The following is a 20,712-nucleotide window of genomic DNA, read 5'->3' as shown; positions in this document are numbered from 1 at the left end:
GAATAATATGCACCTTTGACTTATCCCGACGTTCATTCAGCCAGAGTATTGTATCCCCTCATGCCAAGCCGCCATTATCAAGAACCATTGGGCACACAAATCTTTACACATCAGGATCTGCTTGCCTTTGGCCGGCGGTATGCCCTGGATTACCGTTTTCCTGATCGCTATGGCTCGGGCAATATCCTGCAGGGCCAGGTGGAAGAGTTCGGATTGCGGCCAGGCATGCAGCTGGTCTGTTCCAACGTTCGGGTTGTGGAACCTTATGAATCCAGCTCCCTTGACCCCGCGCCACTGAACATCATTATTGTGCTGCAAGGGCATGTCAGGCTGACGCTGGGGGGGGAAACGGTTGAACTGTCGGAGCAGATGGCGCTGACCTTGAGTTTGGGAAAAGAAGTTCAGTTTGATGCCTTGCAGCAGGCCGGGCAGAACCTGCGGGTGCTGACCCTGAGTCTGGATCATGCCGCACTGGATCAGCTGCAAGCTCCGATACGTAAGGGCAACTGGTGGTCCATCTGGCGACTGCCCCCTCATCTGTATCAGGGATTTCAGCTCTTTCGCAACGACTTGAGCCTGGCCAAACTCTACCTGGAAGGCCTGAGCCTGCAGATACTGTCGCAAGGACTGCAGCTCGATGAGCCACGCACCTCACTGTGCGAGGTGCGTATTCATCCTCAGGAGCGGTTGCGCCTGGAATGTGTTCGGGAGCGGATTGCGGCCCATCCCCAAGAGGAGTACAGCCTCAGCGAACTGGCACAAACCGCTGCCATGAGTCCGAGCAGCCTGCGCAGAAAATTCAAGGCCTGTTACGGGCAAACGCTGTTTGATTTCCTGAAAGAACAGCGCCTGCAAATGGCCCGTGGCTATCTGCTGAGAGGATTCAGTGTACAGCAAGCGGCGCATTTCACCGGCTACAATTATGCAACCAATTTTACCACTGCCTTCCGTAAGCACTTTGGTGTTGCACCCAGTTCCCTGATCCGCTGACTTCATCGCCGGATGCATAGGTATCCTGTCATCTGGCATAGCTCAATGGTCAGGGAAGATTATAAAATCACCATTCCGTTTGTAGCTGGTTTTGGCCTGACCTCTTGCGAGGTGTGGAGGGCAAAGCACGGCGCGATTCCTTATGGTTTGGAGATATACCTGCATGTTACTATTGATGCTATTCTGTGGGCCAGACATAAAGCGACACTTATTAGAACAACCACTAACAGCCAAAAAATGTCACGCTGAAGGAGGTGTCAAAACATCACCCTTTCCCAGACTTCAGACGAAGGGAGCCTGCACTGCTCGCGCTGAATGATGGCTCTACGGTTGTCCAGATTGCCCAGGTGCTTCGGATAAGCGATCAACCGAACAACCGATCTACAACAGGAAAAAGGCTGGAGAACTAAGAGGTTGGTCGGCATTTTGACTGGGCATAAAGGCGACCGACCGCCCAAGTTGACTGATAATATGTTGGATATGGCTGCAGATATTGCCCGCTCTAAGCCACTGACGCTGGCTAAGATAGCTATCTGCGCTCGCGACCAATATCCTGATGCCTTTTCATTTAGTTTGGACCGCTTTCAGCTGGACTAAAAGCCAGAAAGCTATCTTTCAAATGAACCCGGCTTAGTCTCGAAAAAAGAGACGAAGCAGCCTTCCAGGAGGTACAAGGATGGCATTTCTGAGTCTGTATGGGACAGCTTGTTGCCGTGTATCCTTGTTGGGTAATAAAACGAATATCCTGTGAATATTCGCAGTTGTTACCCAGCAAAGATGGCTAGCCCAGAGGCGTGTCGTGGGAGCAGACTCTGTTTCCTCTGTATCCGATCTTAAACCAGATCACATTTTTACTTAGATTGGTGTTATTCCCAGGAGGGGAAGGGATCGGGCAGGTGCTGCCAGTGATGTTCACCCTCGGCCATTTCCTGCTCGCTAAGCAGGCAGGTGTCCAGCTGGTGGCATAATTCGGCCTGATTTAGCCCCTGGCCGATAAACACCAGTTCCTGACGCTTGTCGCCGTAGGGCTCCTGCCAGCTGGCCAGGATATGGGCGCGACTCTCTTCGTCGTCCGGCCAGTCTTCCGCAGGAATGGCATGCCAGAACAGTCCGGCTCCGCCGTGATAGGCGATGCCGCCAGCCTGATTCCACTGCCCGGCAAAGTCCGGGCGGCTGGCCAGCCAGAAAAAGCCTTTGGATCTTAATAGCTTGCCTGCCTGCTCGGGTTGCTGTAGCCAGTGGTAAAAGCGTTGCGGGTGAAAGGGCGTGCGCGCCCGATAGACAAAGCTGCTGATGCCATATTCTTCGCTCTCGGGTACCTGTTCACCGCGCAGAGTGTGCATCCAACCCGGGGCGCGGGCGGCGCGTTCAAAGCAGAAGCGGTGGGTACCCAGTACCCGCTCTATATCCACCCGACCCTGGCTGATGGGGATGATATCGGCCTGTGGATTCAACTTCGCCAGAATGGCGGTCAGTTCGGCCAGCTGTTCGGTAGAGACCAAATCGGTTTTACTGATCAGCAGCAGGTCGCAGAATTCCACCTGTTCTATCAGTAGATCGGTCACGCTACGATTATCGTCTTCCCCCAGGCTTTCTCCGGTGTCTTGCAGGTCTCGAGCTGCATTGAAGTCGGCCAGAAAATTCACCGCATCCACCACCGTCACCATGGTATCCAGCCGGGCCAGGTCGCTCAGGCTGGTGCCGTCTTCATCGGCAAAAGTGAAGGTTTCGGCCACCGGTAGCGGCTCCGAGATGCCGGTGGATTCAATCAACAGATAATCGAAACGCCCGGCATCGGCCAGGCGACGCACTTCGATAAGCAGGTCTTCGCGCAGAGTGCAGCAAATGCAGCCATTGCTCATTTCCACCAGCTTTTCTTCGCCCCAGCGCAGGGCGACCTGCTGCCCAAGGGTGGCGGCGTCGATATTTACCTCGCTCATGTCGTTGACGATGACGGCCACCCGCAACCCCAGGCGATTGTTGAGAATGTGGTTGAGCACAGTGGTTTTTCCGGCACCCAGAAAACCGGAGAGCACGGTCACCGGCAGGCGGGGGAGAGCAGCATGATGCGACATGAGAAGATCCGTTTAGTGACTTGATTGAATATATTACTTGCTGTTATAACATAACAATATATTTTCAGGAAAGCACAACCTCAAGGAACTTACTCCAATCATGATCAGCGCCGCACCCACTGCCAATACGTTCACCGAGATCAGTCGTCAGGGCACTGCACCCAGCGTGTTTACCCACATTTACGAGCCTGATTGTCAGCTGGCCATCTGGCACCGATCGCTCCCCGTTACTGCTGGAGATTACGCCCTTGAGTTAAACCGGCATCATCATGTGATCAATATGCGCGAACTGTTGGCTCCCGCCGAGGTATCGGCGGTGTTGTCGACTCGGTTACCCAACTTGCCCGGGCGAGACGGGCTGGCGGCGGATGTGCAGCAACTGGCCGAGATGTTTGCCTGTCTGTTTGATTTGAATCGAATCGGCCTGCGCTTGGCCAGCCTGCAAACGGCCATGTGCCCGCGCTTTCATGTAGACCGGGTTCCTTGCCGACTAGTCACCACCTATAGCGGCCCCGGTACCCATTGGCTGGATGGAGTGCAGCGCAATCAATTGCTCAATGCGGCAGGTCAAGAGCCGGCTCAGTGGCAGCGGCTGGTGCTTGGTGAAGTGGCGCTGATGAAAGGCGATGGCTGGCAAGATAACGACGGCCAGGGACTTTGGCATCGTTCACCGCCGGTGCCCACCGGTTACCGACGATTGTTTTTGTCACTGGATTTTGCCGAATAGGCGCTCGGGTTTACATTTTTGGCTGTGGCCTTACAATGCGGCGCTTTGTGTGAAAAAAGGAAGCAAAGCGTATGCAGTGGGTTCATTGCGCCCGAGTGGGCAGAATAAGTTTGGCGGCGTGGCCGTTATTGTGCGTCAGCACCGGTGAATACAGCGAAAAAGGATGGTTCACCTGATGCCAGCTCATGCCGAACGTCGGCGGGTAGCCGGCCAAATCTACCCCTTGTTCAAACAGCTCAAACATACTTTCATTCGTGAGGTCTGCCACCTGAAGCGTGGTCACTGGAACCTATTCCCTATTCCCAGCACGTCACCCCAGATGATCCAGCGGTAGCGCGGTTTCGTGTTTGATACGTCGTAGCACAAAGCTTGAGCGTACGCCGGTTACGCCGTTTAAGCGGGTGAGTTTGCCCAGTAAAAATTGCTGGTAATGCTCCATATCACGTACTATCACTTTCAGCTGATAATCGGCTTCTGTGCCTGTGACTAAATCACACTCTAATACTTCCGAAAAGTCATTAATGGCGGCGTCAAAATTCTCAAAGCGCTCTGGGGTGTGCCGGTCGAGTGAGATATGAATATAGGCTTGTAAGCTTAGGCCCAACTTATTGGCATTAAGCAAGGTGACATGATCGGCAATTAACCCCGCATCTTCTAGTGCTTTTACCCGCCGCGAGCAAGGTGAGGGCGATAAACCAATGCGCTCTGCCAGTTCAAGGTTGCTAATGCGGCCATTACGTTGCATTAGTTCTAAAATACGTCTATCTGTACGGTCGAGTTGTACTAGATTGCTCAAGCGGACTACCTATTAAAATAATTGTTTATTATAAGTATTATAAAGGGTGATTTGTTGCTAATAAAGCGTCATTTCCCCTTTAATTTGCAACCACTCTCCCTCGGTGTTGCGCTACTATAGTTTCATCTTATGGAGACAAACAGACCGTTACCTTCGGAAACTGTTGCTAACCAATTTAGGAAATTGGCAAGCGCCACAAAGGCCGCATTTTAAGCTAATGTTAGGCTGGGAGCAGGGCCACAAGCCCAATGCACAAGATCACGCCAAATCGGCACAGACAACGGCAAGACCGATAAAAAAGAGCACCTTGGGTGCTCTTTTTTTATGCATGAAAATCAAGTATTAGCTTATCTGTTACTTAATGATCCCGCATGCCATGCGAGCCCCGCCACCGCCTAAGGGGTTGGGGTTATCGCTAAAGTTGTCGCCGTGGGCGTGGATCATAATGGCGCGGCCTTGAATATCGCTAAAGGTGGTTAACTTGGGGGCTAAAACTGGGGTATTGGCATGACCTTCGTTATCCACATACAAGGCGGGCAAGTCCCCTAAATGGCCATTTTCATCATACGGGCCTAAATGTTGGCCGGTGTTGGTGGGGTCAAAGTGTCCTCCGGCTGCTCCTGCTGGTACCACTTTGCCATCATCATTGGTGCTAGGGCCACAATCTGGGTGTTGGTGTACATGAAAACCATGTAAGCCTGGGGTTAAGTCCGACAGCTTGGGGGTAAACAGCAAACCGTAATCGGTTTCACTAACTCCAATGCTGCCAAGCTCAGCCGCAGTGCCTTGGGCATCTACTTGCTGCACTTTAATCTCTATGTCTTTAGCAAAGGCGGAGCCACTGATGGCTGCTGCTAAAATAGTGGTTGTTAATAAAGCATGCTTCATTGTAAAACTCCTATTTTATCAATTAGGTGTGCCATATCAGCTTAGAGCAACGGCCGCCAATATTCGACCTCTGTCATGCTTGCCGCTATATGTTTAAATAATACGTGCGGCAATGTGTTTGGTAATAAGAACAGCAATGGACTTAGAGGTGGGGGTATTGGAGCCCTCGCCCACGCTGTGCAACGGCACCAAAGGGTTGGTTTCTGGATAATAAGCTGCAACATCACCCGGTGGAATATCATAGGCGACAACTTTAAAACCGCCCACCTTGCGCTCTATGTTATCTAACCAAACACTGCTTAGCTCAACCCAGTCGCCTTCTTTGAGTCCACGGCGCTTGATTTCAATCGGGTTCATAAACAGCACCATGCGTTGGCCATACACCCCTCGGTAGCGATCATCCATGCCATAAATAGTGGTGTTGTACTGATCGTGAGAACGCAGCGTTTGCAGGGTAGAAAGCACACCTTGGGCTTTGGCGGTAATCGCCTCAGGAATTAACTGGCTGGGTAGGGGGCTGGCACCAAAGTTGGCTTTACCATTGGGAGTTTGCCACTGATAGCGAGCCGCACTGTTGCCTAAGTAAAAACCGCCAGGCTGTGTGAGCCGCTCATTAATGCTTTCAAAGTCTGGCAGGGTAGCGGCCATATGCTCGCGAATTAAATCATAATTCTGTGTTAATGCGTGCCAGCTAATGGGCTTATCGCCTAGGGTCGCTTGCGCTATGCCCGCAACAATGGCCGTTTCTGAACGCAGGTGTGGGCTATTGGGTTTGGCCACCCCCTCTGAGGCATGCACCATGCTAAAAGAGTCTTCTACGGTAATAAATTGCGCACCAGCTTGTTGCATATCTTGTTCCGTTCGTCCAAGACAGGGCAAAATTAATGCGGTGTTACCGGCCATAATATGGCTGCGATTGAGCTTGGTACTAATTTGCACTGTAAGCTCGCAGTTCGCTAATGCCCGTGCGGTGGCCTGAGTGTCGGGGGCGGCTGCGGCTATATTACCCCCAAGCGCGATAAAGACTTTTGACTCTCCATCTAGCATGGCCTGAATGGCGTCAACTGCGTTGTGGCCATGCTGGCGTGGCATGGGGTGGTTAAAATGGTGCTCCATGTTATCTAAAAAGTCGGTGCTCGGCTGTTCATTAATGCCCACGGTGCGATTACCTTGTACATTACTGTGGCCGCGCACTGGGCATAAACCGGCACCGGTTTTACCTAGTTGGCCACATAACAGCTGTAAGTTAGTCATTTCACGAATGGTCGCCACTGAGTGCTGATGCTGAGTAATGCCCATCGCCCAGGTGATGATCACCCGCTTGGCCCCTGCATACACTGTGGCCGCCTGAGTAATTTGTGCCCGAGTTAGGCCAGATTGTTCTATGATTTGCTCCCATGGCGTGGCATCCACCTGAGCCATATAGGCGCTGAAACCTTGGGTGTGTTCGGCAATAAAGTCGCGGTCAAAAATGCCTGCTTTACCGTCAGCTAACGCGGCGCTATCCCAAGCTAATAACTGCTTAACCATGCCGCGCACCACCGCCATATCTCCCCCTAAACGCGGACAAAAATAATGGCTAGAAATACGCGAGTCTGATGCAGTGAGCATGTCTATTGGACTTTGAGGATCTGCAAATCGCTCTAAACCTCGCTCTTTTAAGTTGTTAACGCTCACAATAGCGGCGCCATTGCGGGCCGCGTTACGCAGTGTGTGCAGCATGCGTGGGTGGTTAGTGCCGGGGTTTTGGCCAAACACAAAAATAGCATCAGCATGGTCAAAGTCTTGAAGAGTGACTGTGCCTTTGCCCACGCCAATGGCATCAGTCAGCGCTACCCCACTGGCTTCGTGACAGAGATTGGAGCAATCAGGGAAGTTATTTGTGCCAAAACTACGGCCAAATAGCTGATAAAGATAGGCAGCTTCGTTGCTGGCGCGACCAGAGGTATAGAGCTCGAGCTGATTGGGGTGTTCAAGGGCGTGCAAATGACGCGCAATTAACGCAAAGGCCTCAGACCAAGAAATAGGCTGATAATGATCTGTCTCTCTATTCAGCACCATAGGTTGTTCAATGCGGCCTTGATACTCCAGAAAATAATCACTTTTGCTTTGTAAGTCGCTAAGGGAGTGCTGTGCAAAAAAGGCAGGGGTCACTTGCTTTTTGGTGGCTTCCCAACTGATGGCTTTGGCGCCGTTTTCACAAAATGAAAAATGCTTACCCGGTTGATCCCCCCAAGCGCAGCCAGGGCAATCAAACCCTTTTACCTGATTAGCTCGTAATAAGTTACGGATGTTGGCTGCGGGCTGTTGACTGCCAAAAACAAAACGCGTGGTGGAAGACAAGGCTCCCCAGCCACCCGCCGGACCTTGATAGGGCTTAATTTTTTTTGACATTATTATCATCCGCTGCTGTTGATGGCTGACATAGCTGCTGTATAAGACGCAACCAAATAAGTGAATAAGGTGAGTGTAGACAGCCTATTACAGGGGATCTAATTGAAAGGATTGATAGTATGATAGATTTTCTTTATCAAATTCAACTCAATCATATTTTTTCTTGATGAAAAGTCAGGGCTATTATGGATATAAAGCAACTGCATTATCTTTGTGCCTTAGCCAAAGCGCGGCATTTTGGCCGAGCGGCTCAAGCTTGCCATATTACTCAGCCGACGCTGTCAATGCGCATCAAGCAGCTGGAAACCGAGCTGGGGGTGCTACTGATCCGCCGCGGCAAACAGTTTGAAGGCTTTACGCCAGAAGGGGAGCGCGTATTAGCACAAGCGCGTGTGCTGTTAAGTCATTACCACAACCTTAAGTTAGATGTTGCGGCCATGAAGGGCAGCCTGACCGGTACAGTACGCTTAGGGTTAGTGCCCCTAAGTTGTATGGATTTAAGCCCGATATTAGCGCGTTTACAGCAGCGTTATTCTAGCTTAAATTTTGAAATTAATGACATGACGGCCGATGAGATTTTACAAGGGTTAGACAATAACAGCCTAGATATAGGAGGCGGCTTTTTTGAACCTGAAGTGTTAGCTAAGCTTAAGAGCCTTCCCCTACCAGAGCAAGGTGTTGTCGTCGCGTTTGCCTCACGCTGGCGCTCGCAGATACCGGCTTCTCCTAGGGTATTAGATCTCGCTAAGTTATCGATATGCTTACCCAAAGAGGGTATGTATTTTCGGCAATATCTCGATACCATTTTTGCCCAACAGGGCATAACACTGCAGCCGGTATTGTCCTCTAATTCGGTATACCGCTTAATGCGCGCGGTACACTCAGGGCTAGGTTGTGCGCTAATTCCGGCAGGTAGTCAATTATTTACTGAGTTACCCGGCGTGGAAACACGCGCGCTAACCCTGCCTGCTATGACACGAACGGGAGCCTTAGTGATGCGCCGTGATGAGCAAGCCAGCATACTTGCACAGGGCTTCTTTGAGACGGCGAGGGATTATTGGCATTTATCCAATCAGTCCAGCATAAATCTTTAAGCTGTTCTATGCTTAGCTATTAGCCTTTAGTGTTAGGTGGGGAGTGAGCAAGATAGATGCTCACTTAATGTGTAATACCAAACAGCAATCATAACAGTGAGCACGGATATGCGACGGCAATATAATCAGGATGATTCATTGCACACTGTAGCCGATATAACAGCCCAAGATTTAGGGGGGTATGATTGGCAACAATTGTGTGAGCGGGCCGCAGAATGCGCACACGCTGAGTCTGCTTGTTTTGCATTTTGTCAGGCAAGTGAGCCAAGCCCCTCTTTAGCCATGGGGCGTTATTGGCCGATTACTATTAGACCCACCTTAGCGGAGTATCGCAATATTTGGCAGCAAGAACATTTTTACCAGCCTGTTATTGAGCTGAGTAAAAGCGAGACTGGCCATTATTTGGCGGTGCCGATTCAACGTGGTGCCCTCAGTGGTTTATTATTTCTTAAATATGCCAATAATAGTTTGGTGCTAAGTGACTCTCAACGCCAATGGTTAGATACCTTAGCCGTGCAAGCCGCCTTACTATGGGGTGAACGCCACGGTAGCCTTCGTCAGCATAAGCGGGAAGGTGCAACACGGCGATTACTAAGTCGCCTTAAGGTAATATTTGATCATGTACCTATTCCTATAAATGTATTTAATAGCGATGGCCAATGTGTGTTATGGAATCGTGAATGTGAGCGGATATTTGGTTGGAGTTTTGATGAAGTAAGGCAAAGCTCTGATCCCATTAGCTTGTTCTATCCAGATCCAAAAGAACAACAGAACGTAAAAAGAATATTTAAAGAACACAGTAGCTCTCGGTTTCAAGAGTGGCACCCAAGTAATCGAGCGGGCGATAAGCTGACGGTGTTATGGGCCAATATCATGTTATTAAACAACGATATGCTGTATGTCGGTCATGATATTAGTGAACAAAAAGAAATTAATCGTCGACAGCGTCTAGCGGCCAGTGTGTTTGAGTCAAGTTATAATGGCATTATGATCATTGATCTTGACCATAAGATTACCCATATCAACCCGGCATACACTCGTATTACGGGCTATTCACTTGCAGAGTCTGTTGGACGCCTTCCTGATTTTTTAAAACATAGCCACTTTGATAATGCGCTTTATGAAGAGCTATGCCTGCATTTTAAACATTATGATCATTGGCAAAGTGAGTTATCTGGCCGACGGAAAAACGGTGAAAGCTATGCCTTGTTATTAGCTATTTCTAAGGTGAAAGATGAGTATGATCAGCCACTTAATTATGTCGCTGTGTTCTCTGATATTACCTACTTAAAAAACCATGAAGCCGAATTGCGACACCAAGCTTGCCATGATGCATTAACTGGGGTCCCTAATCGATTATTGTTTGGTGAGCTCTTAGAGCAAGCGATTTCATCCGCGGAGCGTTATCAGGGGCAATTGGCGGTGTGTTATCTTGATTTAGATGGTTTTAAGTTAGTGAATGATAACTTAGGGCATGCTGCAGGGGATCGGTTATTGATTGAGGTTAGCCGTCGTTTAGGCGGAGTGACCCGTAATTGCGATGCCATGGCACGCTTAGGTGGAGATGAGTTTGCGCTTTTATTTACCGAGTTACATAGCAGTTTAGAATGCGATGAAATATTAACACGGGTACAGGCGATCATTAATCAGCCATTTACGTTAGAAGGTCAAACGGTTCAGATTTCTGCCAGTATTGGGGTGGCACTATACCCACAAGATGCAAGCGAAGCTGAGTTGCTGCTGCGTTATGCTGACCAAGCTATGTATCAAGCTAAGCGACTGGGTAAACATACCCACGTATTTTTTGATGCCAAACTGCACCTACAAGAACAAGATCGCAAGCAACAATTAGCACAGCTTACAAGTGCTTTTCGCCAAGGTGAACTGCTGCTTTATTATCAACCTACCATTGATCTTTTTAATCGCCAAGTCATGGGGCTTGAAGCTTTGTTGCGTTGGCGCGATCCTAATCGTGGCTTGTTGGTGCCCTCTGAGTTTTTGTCCATTGCGGTGGGCACGAGTTTAGAGTTTGAGCTGGGCATGTGGGTCGTTGAGCAAGTGCTCAGCCAAATGACCATTTGGAGTCAACAAGGGTGGTCATTTAAAGTGAGTTTTAATGTGAGCCGTGGCCAACTGATGCATAGCAATTTTAGTGAGGAGTTAAGTTGCTTATTGGCTAAATACCCACTGGTGTTGCCCTCGTTATTAGAGATGGAGTTTCAAGAGTGTGCCGTGTCGGCAGACATTAATGCGGGCGTGGCCGTGTTACAAGCTTGCCGTAAGTTAGGCATTTGCATGTCGTTAGATAACTTTGGCACTGGGTATTCATCGTTAAGTCATCTAAATCAGTTGCCGGTCAATATGCTTAAAATAGACCGCCGCTTTATTAACGATCTGCTCTCTAATGCCCATGATGTCAGTATGGTTGAAAGCGTTATTCAATTAGCATCAGCGTTAAAAATGACGGTAACAGCAAAAGGGGTGGAGTTAGTAGAGCAGGGGACTCGCTTGCAGCAGTTGGGGTGTCGATATGTACAAGGATATGGTATTGCTCAGCCGCTCCCCCCAGAGCATATATTAGACTGGCTTGCCCAATGGAATCGTGAACAAGACAATGCCGCTAATAAAAAAGAGTGAGCGTAAGCCCACCCTTTTTTATCGGTATTAGCTGCGTATTACAGCTGTGGCCCTGCGGCTACCAATGCTTTACCTTCTGGGGTATCAGTAAACTTATCGAAGTTCTCAACAAAGAGCTGCGCTAAGTTTGTTGCTTTATCATCCCATTGGCTGGGGTCAGCGTAGGTATTACGTGGGTCTAAAATAGAGGTGTCTTCTACACCGGCCAAGTGAGTGGGTACGGCGACATTAAAGTAAGGCAGTTCTACAAACTCAGCGTCTTCAATAGAGCCATCTAAAATAGCATTAATAATGGCACGAGTAGCTTTAATAGAAATACGTTTGCCAGTGCCGTTCCAACCGGTATTTACTAAATAGGCCTGAGCACCGACCGCATCCATACGCTTCGCCAGCACTTCTGCATACTGAGTGGGGTGCAAGCTTAAGAAAGCGGCACCAAAACAGCTAGAAAAAGTAGGAGTAGGTTCGGTAATGCCACGCTCGGTACCGGCTAGCTTTGCTGTAAAGCCAGATAAGAAGTGATACTGAGCCTGCTCACGAGTGAGTTTGCTCACCGGCGGTAACACACCAAAGGCATCGGCGGTTAAGAAAATAACTTTTTTAGCGTGGCCTGCTTTAGAAACGGGCTTAACGATATTATCAATATGATAAATGGGGTAAGAAACACGGGTGTTCTCGGTTTTACTGCCATCGTCAAAATCTACGGTGCCATCGGCTAAAACCGTTACGTTTTCTAGTAGAGCGTCACGACGAATAGCGGCGTAAATCTCGGGCTCATTTTCTTTACTCAGCTTGATGGTTTTGGCATAACAGCCGCCTTCAAAGTTAAACACCCCATCGTCATCCCAACCATGCTCGTCATCACCAATAAGGGCGCGATTAGGGTCGGTTGACAGCGTGGTTTTGCCGGTACCCGATAGGCCAAAGAATACGGCTACATCGCCGTTTTTGCCCACGTTGGCAGAGCAGTGCATAGACGCAATACCTTTTAGTGGCAATAGGTAGTTCATCATAGAGAACATGCCTTTTTTCATCTCGCCGCCATACCAGGTACCACCAATAAGCTGAATACGCTCGGTGAGGTTAAATGCGACAAAGTTTTCGCTGTTTAGGCCTTGTTCTTTCCAGTTAGGATTGGTGCACTTAGCACCGTTCATCACCACAAAGTCAGGAACAAAGTTGGCTAGCTCTTCTTCATTAGGGCGCACAAACATGTTTTTCACAAAGTGCGCTTGCCATGCCACCTCGGTAATAAAACGCACTGCTAATCGAGTATCAGGGTTAGCGCCGCAAAAGGTATCAATCACAAATAAACGCTTACCAGATAACTGCTCTGTTACCACGCCTTTTAGCGCCGTCCAAGTATCTTGGCTCATTGGCTTATTGTCGTTTTTACCTTGGTCTGCCCACCACACAGTGTCACGAGTAATGTCGTCACGTACTATGTATTTATCTTTGGGTGAGCGGCCAGTAAAAATACCGGTATCAACGGCAACGGCACCCAGACTGGTTTCGACCCCTTTTTCATAGCCGGTTAAATCAGCTTGAGTTTCTTCAATAAATAGCTGTTCGTAAGAAGGGTTATGCAGGATTTCACTGGCATTGTGAATTCCATATTCAGAAAGGCCGAGCTGCTGTGCCTTGGACGTCATTGTTATCTCCAAAAAGAGCGGAATGGTTACGCATAGATATCACTATGATGTGTTACGCAAGACTAGCAGCAAAGCAGATTTATTTAGGGGATCAAGGTCAAAATTTGGCGTTTTACATAGGTAATTAATATAAAAAGGGGCACAAACCCCCTTGGTATTGTCAACAATATTAGTGAATGGTCGGTGGTGCTTTAAAGAGAGTTTGCAGGTCAGCTAGATTAAAGTGGTAGTGCTGGCCACAATAATCGCAGTTCATCTCGATTTTTCCCTCTTCTGTGACCACATCAGTTGCCTCTGCTTCGCCTAATTGTAGCAAGGCTTGTTCACATTTTTCACGAGAGCAAGAGCAGAGAAAGCTCACTGGTTGTGGATCAAATACCCGCACAGAATCTTGATGGTAGAGTCGATATAAAATTTCATGGGCTTCTAGGCTGAGTAGCTCTTGTGCTTTAATAGTGTGAGTCAGCGCTTCTAAGTGCTCAAAGTCACCTTCTTGAACATTAGGCAACGCTTGTAGCAAAATGCCGGCACACTGAGGCTGCTCTAATTGTGGGTCGGTAAATAGCCAGATACGCGTCTTTAGCTGTTCAGACTGCGCAAAGTAGCTTTCTATACTTTTGCTAAGGGAGTCTTGCCCAAGCTCCACAATACCCTGGTAGCGCTCACCATCGTTTGGGGTAATTGTAATGGCTAAATAGCCCTTACCCATTAGTTCGGCCAAATTATCGGTGTCAGGAATGTCTCCTTCCCAACGTGCTATGCCGCGTAATTGCTGGGCATTATCGCCGTTCACTACAACTAAAGAGACGGGGCCGTCTCCTTGTAGTTGTACGTTAATGTGGCCTTCAAACTTGAGGGTCGCTGTTAGCAGGCTAGTGGCTGTTAATAACTCACCAAGTAGCCGTTGCACGGGAGCGGGGTAATGTTGAGATGCCAGCACCTGTTGATAACTTTGTTGCAGCTGAACTAGTTCGCCGCGCACTTCATAGTTGTCAAACAAGTAGCGGTGCAGTGTGTCTATTGGTTGAGTCATAAAATCCTGTCTCGGCCTAGGGCGCTTGGTTTAAAACTAAAAAATCGTAATGTGATTATATATTCAATATGGGGGCGAGATCCTGACTAACAAGGGTTTTTGCGCTATACGCCTCACGTTCAATTAACGCACGGCTTGGTTGCGGGCATTAGCTGACGGCTTACCGCTCCCAAGGGGTTATTCTTGCCCATGTTTAATTTTAAGCAAAGAGCGTCGTTCTTTTTTGTCGGGTTTACGCTGTGGGCTGGGCGCAAATAGGCTATTGAGCTTACGTGCTTCGGCATTTTGCTCGCGTTTTTTAAGGCTATCTGGAGTTTCTTCATATAATAGTTGTGCTTGTTCGGCTTTGCCTCTGTGCTCAGACAGCTTCAGTACTTGCACTTCTTTTTCATCGTGCCCCTGGCGCAAACGAACAAGAGCGCCCACTTCTATTACTTTGCTAGGCTTACTACGTTGGCCATTATAATGCACTTTTCCACCATCAATCATGGTGCGCGCTAGGCTACGTGTTTTATAAAAGCGCGCCGCCCATAACCATTTATCTAGACGAACGCTACAAGTGGCTTCCTTCATTTGTTTCACTCTTTAATCAGGGACCATTATAAGCGGATAATAGCAGATGCTAAAGCGTGAGGCTTACGTCAAGCTGACATAATAGTGGACTAACATGCTAATCGGTGCAGACGTTGCGGCTCAGTTGCGATAATCTTTGACTAAGCTGAGCCAACAATGGAACAGAAAGATGGCAGACAATAAGCAAAAACCTCAAATACTACATACAGAACTGGTGGCAGAGAGTCGATTGTTTAAGATTGAATCACTACATCTTAAGTTTAGTAATAATGTAGAGCGGGTTTACGAGCGAATGCGTAATAGCGGGCGTGGCGCTGTTATGCTGGTACCCATGCTGGATGAAAAGACTATCTTATTGATCCGAGAGTACTCCGCAGGTAGCCACAGCTATGAGTTAGGTTTTCCTAAGGGATTAATCGACCCAGGTGAAACCGCCATGGAGGCGGGCAATAGAGAGCTTATGGAAGAAGTCGGCTATGGCGCGAGACAGCTCACACATTTAAAACAAGTGAGCCTAGCACCTGGCTATTTTGGTAGTCGAATGGATATCTTATTGGCGCGAGATCTGTATCCTGAACAAAGAGAGGGGGACGAGCCTGAGCCACTTGAAGTAGTACCTTGGCCACTGGATAGTATCGATCAGTTGATGGCCCAGCCCGATTTCAGTGAAGCGCGCAGTATTTGTGGGTTGTTTTTGCTGCAAGACTGGCTCGATAAAAAGGAGTAAGCATGGATATCTCTGCCTTGTTACCTAAGGTTATCGCCGCAGCTCGAGAGTCTGGCGGTATTATTTTAGCCTTGTATAACACAGGGCAATATGAAGCTGAAAATAAAGACGACGATAGCCCTGTGACCAGTGCCGACCTAGCGGCACATGATTACTTAAAAGTGGCGCTTCAAGAGATTGCCGATATTCCCGTGTTATCGGAAGAAGGCTGCGATGTATTATTAACTGAACGCAGTAGTTGGCCCCAGTATTGGCTGGTGGATCCGTTAGACGGTACTCAGGAATTTATTGCCGGTAGCGGTGATTTCTCTACTATGATCGCCTTAATTGATCACGGAAAGCCTGTGTTAGGTGTGGTGTATGGGCCAGTTAACGACTTGCTTTATTATGCCGTGTCGGGGCAAGGTGCTTTTAAAGAAGCTAATGGTGAAACTCACGCTATTTTTGCCAGCCATTATGATGCGCATCAGCCACCGAATCAGCTGCGCATTACGGTAAGCCGCCGCCAAAATGTGGATTGGGTGCGAGCCTGTTTAACCACAGAGTTAGACTATAGCTTGGTGCCTTTGGGTTCTAGTTCGTTAAAGTCGTGTTTGGTAGCGGAGGGCGGTGCGGATATTTATATGCGCATTGGGCCAACCGGCGAATGGGATACGGGCGCTACTCAGTGCATAGTGGAAGAAGCAGGGGGGCGGATTGTAGATTTATATTTAGCGCCGCTGAGCTATAACCGCCGCCATACGCTGATTAACCCCAATTTTATTACCATGGGCGATGCGTCTTTGCCTTGGGCTGATATTTTGGTTGACCCAGAAGGCCATGGCCAGCAGACAAAGCCGTAAGCGGTCAGCTTTAAGCTGGCCAGATTTGCGCTAAACAGGCAGTTTGGTTTGGGTGTTTTTCTTTAACTGACAGCTTAAGGCTGAGAGCTTTCAGCTGTCAGTTGCGCGGTTTATTCGTCGTCGGCTATTTCAAAATCTTCTATTTCAATTCCAAGCTCGGCCATGATCTTGCGCGCATGAGCGGGAATTTGATCTTGCATATCTTTACGTAAATCTTCGTCTTGTGGCAGCGGTTGTCCGGTATATGCGTGCAAAAATGCTTCACACAGCAGCTCGCTGTTAGTGGCATGGCGCAGGTTATTTACCTGACGGCGAGTACGCTCGTCCGTTAATATTTTTAATACCTTGAGCGGTATGGAGACGGTAATTTTTTTTACTTGCTCGCTTTTCTTGCCGTGCTCGGCATAAGGGCTGATATAATCGCCGTTCCATTTCGTTTTCATCATTTACCCGCATCAAGGTTAAAAAATTCGAGCAAGATTGTAACCCCTACATTCTATATTGGCAATCCAACAGCTAAGAGGTTTGGACGTCTGGGTGGCTTGACGGCTTGTGTGGGCTGGGTTACTGTCACACTAGATAATTTTATACAATAAGGGTCGACAGACCCGGATGCTGTTTAGTGGGCAAAGGAGCAAATATGCCAGATTACCAGACTCAAACTCATGCCGTTCGTACCGGTATTGATACCGACACTCAACACGGCGCCGTTACGCCGCCTATTTATTTTAGTAGTACTTTCTCGTTTGCCGATTTTGATAAGCAGCGTCGTTTTGATTATGCCCGCTCGGGTAACCCTACTCGCCAAACCTTAATTGATGCCCTAACGCTACTTGAAAAAGGCGCGGGTGGCGCAGTGACCGCTAATGGCACTGGCACTATTAACCTAATTGTTACCTCTCAGCTGAATGCTGGTGATTTGCTGATTGCTCCGCACGACTGTTATGGCGGCACCCATCGTCTGTTTAATGCCTTTGCCAAAAAAGGCCACTTTAATGTGGAATACGTCGATCAAACGGACGAGACTGCGGTAGCCGCCGCCATGGCGAAAAAGCCAAAAATGCTATGGATTGAAACGCCCTCTAACCCTTTATTACGGGTGGCGGATATTGCTGCATTATGTGCCGCGGCCAAAGAAGTGGGCGCGTTAAGTGTGGTTGATAACACCTTTTTATCTCCCGTATTACAGCAGCCCCTGACCTTGGGTGCCGATTTAGTGGTGCATTCCACCACCAAGTATATTAATGGTCATTCCGATGCTTTGGGTGGCGCCTTAGTGGCCGCTGATGCTGAGCTTGCCGAAGAGCTGCGCTGGTGGGCCAACTGTTTAGGGGTTACAGGACCTGCGTTTGATAACTATCAAACCCTACGAGGCTTACGTACCTTAGGGGTGCGCATGCGCCAGCACTGTGAAAATGCCGATGCACTTTTAACTTATTTACAACAGCAGCCAGCCGTCAAAGCGGTGTATCACCCCAGCCTGCCTGATAGCCCAGGCCACGAGATAGCTGCACGTCAGCAGTCTGGCTTTGGTGCCATGCTGAGCTTTGAGCTAGACACAGATGATGCCGGTATGCGGGCGTTTTTGGCTGAACTACGATTATTTTGCTTAGCCGAATCGCTAGGTGGCGTAGAAAGTCTCATTGCTCATCCGGCGACCATGACTCATGCCGCTATGCCAGAGGCAGATCGTCTTGCTGCGGGCATTACTAATCAATTATTGCGTGTGTCTGTGGGCATTGAAGATGTTCGCGACTTGATCGCCGATTTTGACCAAGCATTTAAGGTGTTAAATACGTAATGGTTCAGTATCAAGGTGAGGCTGTAGCGACACCAAGTCCGACACTCAAGCCAACACTACGTCCGGTGCATAAATTTGGTGGTAGTAGTTTAGCGGATGCGTCCGGCTTTCACCGAGTGGCTAACATTATTGCACAGCTGCCAACGCCGGGCTGTTTGGTGGTGGTGTCGGCATCGGGTAAAACCACCAATCAATTAATTGAGCTACTCAATTTATTTATCAGTGGTGATAGCGCTGCGGCCACGGCATTAGAGGGGATCTACAATTTTCAGCAACAGCTGATTATTAATACTCTTGATGATGAGCAGTCGCCGTTACTCGCGCAATTAGATGACGACATTCATCTTATTGCTACTGTGCTAGAAGAGCAGCAGCTAGATAAATACCAGCAACACTTTATTCAGGCATTTGGTGAAGTGTGGTCGTCACGCTTATTGGCGCAACTATTACTTAACCAAGGCATAGCGGCGGCCAGTGTGGATGCCCGCCGTTTTTTACGCGTGAGTGGTTCACCTGTGCAAGTAGATGAGGACTATTCTCGTCAACAGTTGCAGCCTATTTTGGCCGCGCAGGGGGAGCAAGTACTGGTTGTTACAGGCTTTATTGGTGCTGATGCGCAACAGAGAAGCTGTTTATTAGGGCGCAATGGCTCTGACTTTAGTGCCACCTTACTGGCCGAGCTTGCCGGTAGTAGCGAGACCACCATTTGGAGTGATGTGCCCGGTGTATCTAGTGCCGATCCGCGACGTGTGCAAGGCACTCAGTTGCTGGCTCGGCTGTCTTTATCGGAGGCGGCGGAGCTGGCACGCTTAGGCTCACCGATTTTACACAGTCGCACCTTAGGGCCTGTGGCCAATAGTCAGCAGCAATTAACCTTGCGCAGCAGTTATCATCCCCATGATGGTCATACTCGCATTTTACGCCAACACCCTCGTGAACCCGGGGCGCGCATTGTGACCTGTGTTGATGATGCCGTATTAATTGAAATGACCATTTCTAGTGGTTATCACGACAAAGTTGATGCATTAACTGAGTGGTTAACCCGCCGCGAGCTGGCTCCATTGGCGTGTAAGCGTCGGCCTGAGCGTAAGCTGTGGCAAATTGCCTATACGCCTGAGCAGGCAGTGCAAGCTTTCTCTTTATTGCGCGATCATCAGCCCGCTGGCGGCTTTGAAGATTTACAAGAGCGAGAAGGCTTTTCGTTGGTGGCATTAGTGGGTAAAGGCGTTACGGCTCAGCCTGAGCAGTGTTTGCACTTTTACCACGCGTTAAATGCTCAGCCGCTAGAATTTATTCAACCCGCTAAAAATGGCCTCAGCTTAGTAGGCATTGTGCGAAAAATTCCTCTAGACCCATTATTGCAGTTGCTACATCAAAGTTTGTTTCGCCGGCCTAAACGTGTGGGATTATTGTTATTTGGCCGTGGCAATATCGGTAAAGCTTGGCTTAAGTTGTATCAAGAGCAAAAAACACGTCTAGAGCAAGAGTTGAATGTCACGCTTACTTTGTACGGCGCGTTTGGCTCTCGCGGTGGCGTTGTGGACGGTGAAGGCTTAACGGTTGAGCAGATACTGAACGACTTTCAGCCACAAGCACTAGAGTGGCCGAACTGGTTGGATCATTTAGCTGAGCATGGTTTTGATCAGCTAGTTGCGCTTGATTTTACCGCCTCGGAACACCTAGTGCAGTATTACCCTAACTTGGTTGAGCAGCATATCCATATTGTGGCGGCTAATAAGTTGGCTGGGGCATCTGAGCAAGATTTTTATCTGCATTTTAAGCAATGCTTAGCCGAACATCAGGTGCAGTTTTTAAGTGGCGCGACAGTGGGGGCGGGGTTGCCGGTGCAAAGCAGTATTAAACAGTTGCAGCAATCCGGTGAAAAAATCAGTGCCATTAGTGGTCTTTTTTCGGGCACCCTAAGCTGGTTGTTTCAGCACTTTGATGGCAGTCAGCCGTTTTCTGAGCTGGTATTACAAGCATGGCAACAGGGGCTGACTGAGCCTGATCCACGAGAAGACTTAAACGGTCAAGATGTGAAGCGTAAGCTGGTCATTTTAGCGCGGGAAGCGGGCTTTGATTTAGATCCGGCCCAAGTTAAGGTGCAAAACTTGGTGCCTGAGTCTTTGGCAGAAGTCGATCAAGAGGGCTTTTTTAATCAGTTAACGGCATTAGATGAGCCCTTAGCCGAGGCACTAAGCGGGGCACAAGAGCAAGGCGGTGTATTGCGCCATGTCGCGCGCTTTAATGCGAAAACGGGTCAAGCAAGTGTGGGGCTTGAAGTTGTTAAGGCCGATCATGCCTTTGCCTACTTACGCCCTTGCGATAATGTGTATGCGATTCAGAGCACGCATTATCGACAAAACCCACTGGTGATCCAAGGCCCAGGGGCGGGTCGCGAAGTGACCGCCGGTGCTATGCAGGCAGACTTATGGAATTTGCTGGCCAGTTTTAAATAAATCAGCGCCGAGCACCAAGCGCCC

General features: G+C 48.9%; 17 protein-coding genes. 8 read left to right on the top strand and 9 right to left on the bottom strand.

Annotation, left to right across the window (positions count from 1 at the left end; translation table 11 throughout):
* Positions 1-60 precede the first annotated feature (60 nt).
* The gene (locus ACTHY5_RS02530; protein WP_441875938.1) at positions 61-990 is read left to right on the top strand and encodes a helix-turn-helix transcriptional regulator; all 930 of its coding nucleotides are present in this window, start codon (positions 61-63) and stop codon (positions 988-990) included.
* An 866-nt stretch (positions 991-1,856) separates the two neighbouring features.
* On the opposite strand, the gene zigA is transcribed toward ACTHY5_RS02530, so the two are convergent.
* Entirely contained in the window at positions 1,857-3,065 is a 1,209-nt protein-coding gene (gene zigA / locus ACTHY5_RS02525; RefSeq protein ID WP_441810303.1) for a zinc metallochaperone GTPase ZigA, read from the bottom strand.
* Positions 3,066-3,165: 100 nt separating this feature from the next.
* Here zigA and ACTHY5_RS02520 point away from each other — a divergent pair, with 100 nt between their 5' ends.
* The gene (locus tag ACTHY5_RS02520; protein WP_441810304.1) at positions 3,166-3,792 is read left to right on the top strand and encodes a DUF1826 domain-containing protein; all 627 of its coding nucleotides are present in this window, start codon (positions 3,166-3,168) and stop codon (positions 3,790-3,792) included.
* An 82-nt stretch (positions 3,793-3,874) separates the two neighbouring features.
* On the opposite strand, the gene ACTHY5_RS02515 is transcribed toward ACTHY5_RS02520, so the two are convergent.
* The 4 genes from ACTHY5_RS02515 to ACTHY5_RS02500 all read right to left on the bottom strand — a co-directional run bounded on the left by ACTHY5_RS02515 (position 3,875) and on the right by ACTHY5_RS02500 (position 7,870).
* Complete coding sequence (locus tag ACTHY5_RS02515; protein ID WP_441810305.1) at positions 3,875-4,075, bottom strand: hypothetical protein; 201 nt, start codon at positions 4,073-4,075, stop codon at positions 3,875-3,877.
* Positions 4,076-4,102: 27 nt separating this feature from the next.
* Positions 4,103-4,588, bottom strand: a complete 486-nt coding sequence (locus tag ACTHY5_RS02510) for an Lrp/AsnC family transcriptional regulator (RefSeq protein WP_441810306.1) — start codon at positions 4,586-4,588, stop codon at positions 4,103-4,105.
* A gap of 354 nt (positions 4,589-4,942) precedes the next feature.
* Positions 4,943-5,476, bottom strand: a complete 534-nt coding sequence (gene sodC, locus ACTHY5_RS02505) for a superoxide dismutase [Cu-Zn] SodC (protein WP_441875935.1) — start codon at positions 5,474-5,476, stop codon at positions 4,943-4,945.
* Positions 5,477-5,569: 93 nt separating this feature from the next.
* Positions 5,570-7,870, bottom strand: coding sequence for an FdhF/YdeP family oxidoreductase (locus ACTHY5_RS02500; protein WP_441875932.1), 2,301 nt, complete (start codon positions 7,868-7,870; stop codon positions 5,570-5,572).
* A gap of 185 nt (positions 7,871-8,055) precedes the next feature.
* On the opposite strand from ACTHY5_RS02500, the gene ACTHY5_RS02495 reads away from it, so the two are divergent.
* A complete protein-coding gene (locus ACTHY5_RS02495; RefSeq protein WP_441875929.1) occupies positions 8,056-8,964 on the top strand; it encodes a LysR family transcriptional regulator in 909 nt (302 codons plus the stop codon).
* 108 nt (positions 8,965-9,072) lie between these two features.
* Positions 9,073-11,601 (top strand): EAL domain-containing protein, encoded by a 2,529-nt coding sequence (locus tag ACTHY5_RS02490; protein ID WP_441875926.1) that lies wholly within the window; start codon positions 9,073-9,075, stop codon positions 11,599-11,601.
* A gap of 38 nt (positions 11,602-11,639) precedes the next feature.
* Here ACTHY5_RS02490 and pckA read toward each other — a convergent pair whose 3' ends face one another.
* The 3 genes from pckA to hslR all read right to left on the bottom strand — a co-directional run bounded on the left by pckA (position 11,640) and on the right by hslR (position 14,859).
* Entirely contained in the window at positions 11,640-13,253 is a 1,614-nt protein-coding gene (gene pckA / locus ACTHY5_RS02485) for a phosphoenolpyruvate carboxykinase (ATP) (protein ID WP_441875923.1), read from the bottom strand.
* A gap of 169 nt (positions 13,254-13,422) precedes the next feature.
* The gene (hslO, locus tag ACTHY5_RS02480) at positions 13,423-14,286 is read right to left on the bottom strand and encodes an Hsp33 family molecular chaperone HslO (RefSeq protein WP_441875920.1); all 864 of its coding nucleotides are present in this window, start codon (positions 14,284-14,286) and stop codon (positions 13,423-13,425) included.
* A 177-nt stretch (positions 14,287-14,463) separates the two neighbouring features.
* Positions 14,464-14,859 carry a ribosome-associated heat shock protein Hsp15 gene (hslR, locus tag ACTHY5_RS02475; RefSeq protein ID WP_441875917.1) on the bottom strand — a complete coding sequence of 132 codons (396 nt, stop codon included), beginning with the start codon at positions 14,857-14,859 and terminating at the stop codon, positions 14,464-14,466.
* 169 nt (positions 14,860-15,028) lie between these two features.
* Here hslR and nudE point away from each other — a divergent pair, with 169 nt between their 5' ends.
* Together nudE and cysQ are read left to right on the top strand one after the other, a co-directional pair.
* Positions 15,029-15,586, top strand: coding sequence for an ADP compounds hydrolase NudE (gene nudE / locus ACTHY5_RS02470; protein WP_441875915.1), 558 nt, complete (start codon positions 15,029-15,031; stop codon positions 15,584-15,586).
* A 2-nt stretch (positions 15,587-15,588) separates the two neighbouring features.
* Positions 15,589-16,428, top strand: a complete 840-nt coding sequence (gene cysQ, locus ACTHY5_RS02465; RefSeq protein ID WP_441875913.1) for a 3'(2'),5'-bisphosphate nucleotidase CysQ — start codon at positions 15,589-15,591, stop codon at positions 16,426-16,428.
* 110 nt (positions 16,429-16,538) lie between these two features.
* Here cysQ and metJ read toward each other — a convergent pair whose 3' ends face one another.
* Positions 16,539-16,871 carry a met regulon transcriptional regulator MetJ gene (gene metJ / locus ACTHY5_RS02460; RefSeq protein WP_441875967.1) on the bottom strand — a complete coding sequence of 111 codons (333 nt, stop codon included), beginning with the start codon at positions 16,869-16,871 and terminating at the stop codon, positions 16,539-16,541.
* 197 nt (positions 16,872-17,068) lie between these two features.
* Here metJ and metB point away from each other — a divergent pair, with 197 nt between their 5' ends.
* Together metB and metL are read left to right on the top strand one after the other, a co-directional pair.
* On the top strand, positions 17,069-18,229 hold the full coding sequence (gene metB / locus ACTHY5_RS02455) for a cystathionine gamma-synthase (RefSeq protein ID WP_441875910.1): 1,161 nt from the start codon (positions 17,069-17,071) through the stop codon (positions 18,227-18,229).
* A complete protein-coding gene (gene metL / locus ACTHY5_RS02450) occupies positions 18,229-20,688 on the top strand; it encodes a bifunctional aspartate kinase/homoserine dehydrogenase II (RefSeq protein ID WP_441875908.1) in 2,460 nt (819 codons plus the stop codon). The genes metB and metL overlap by 1 nt, the downstream gene beginning before the upstream one ends.
* Positions 20,689-20,712 lie beyond the last annotated feature (24 nt).

It is taken from the genome of Oceanisphaera sp., from assembly GCF_052084945.1.
In the GTDB taxonomy this organism is placed as follows: domain Bacteria; phylum Pseudomonadota; class Gammaproteobacteria; order Enterobacterales; family Aeromonadaceae; genus Oceanimonas.
The sequence above is the reverse complement of the archived record's forward strand: the minus strand, read 5'-3'. Positions and strand labels throughout refer to the sequence as shown.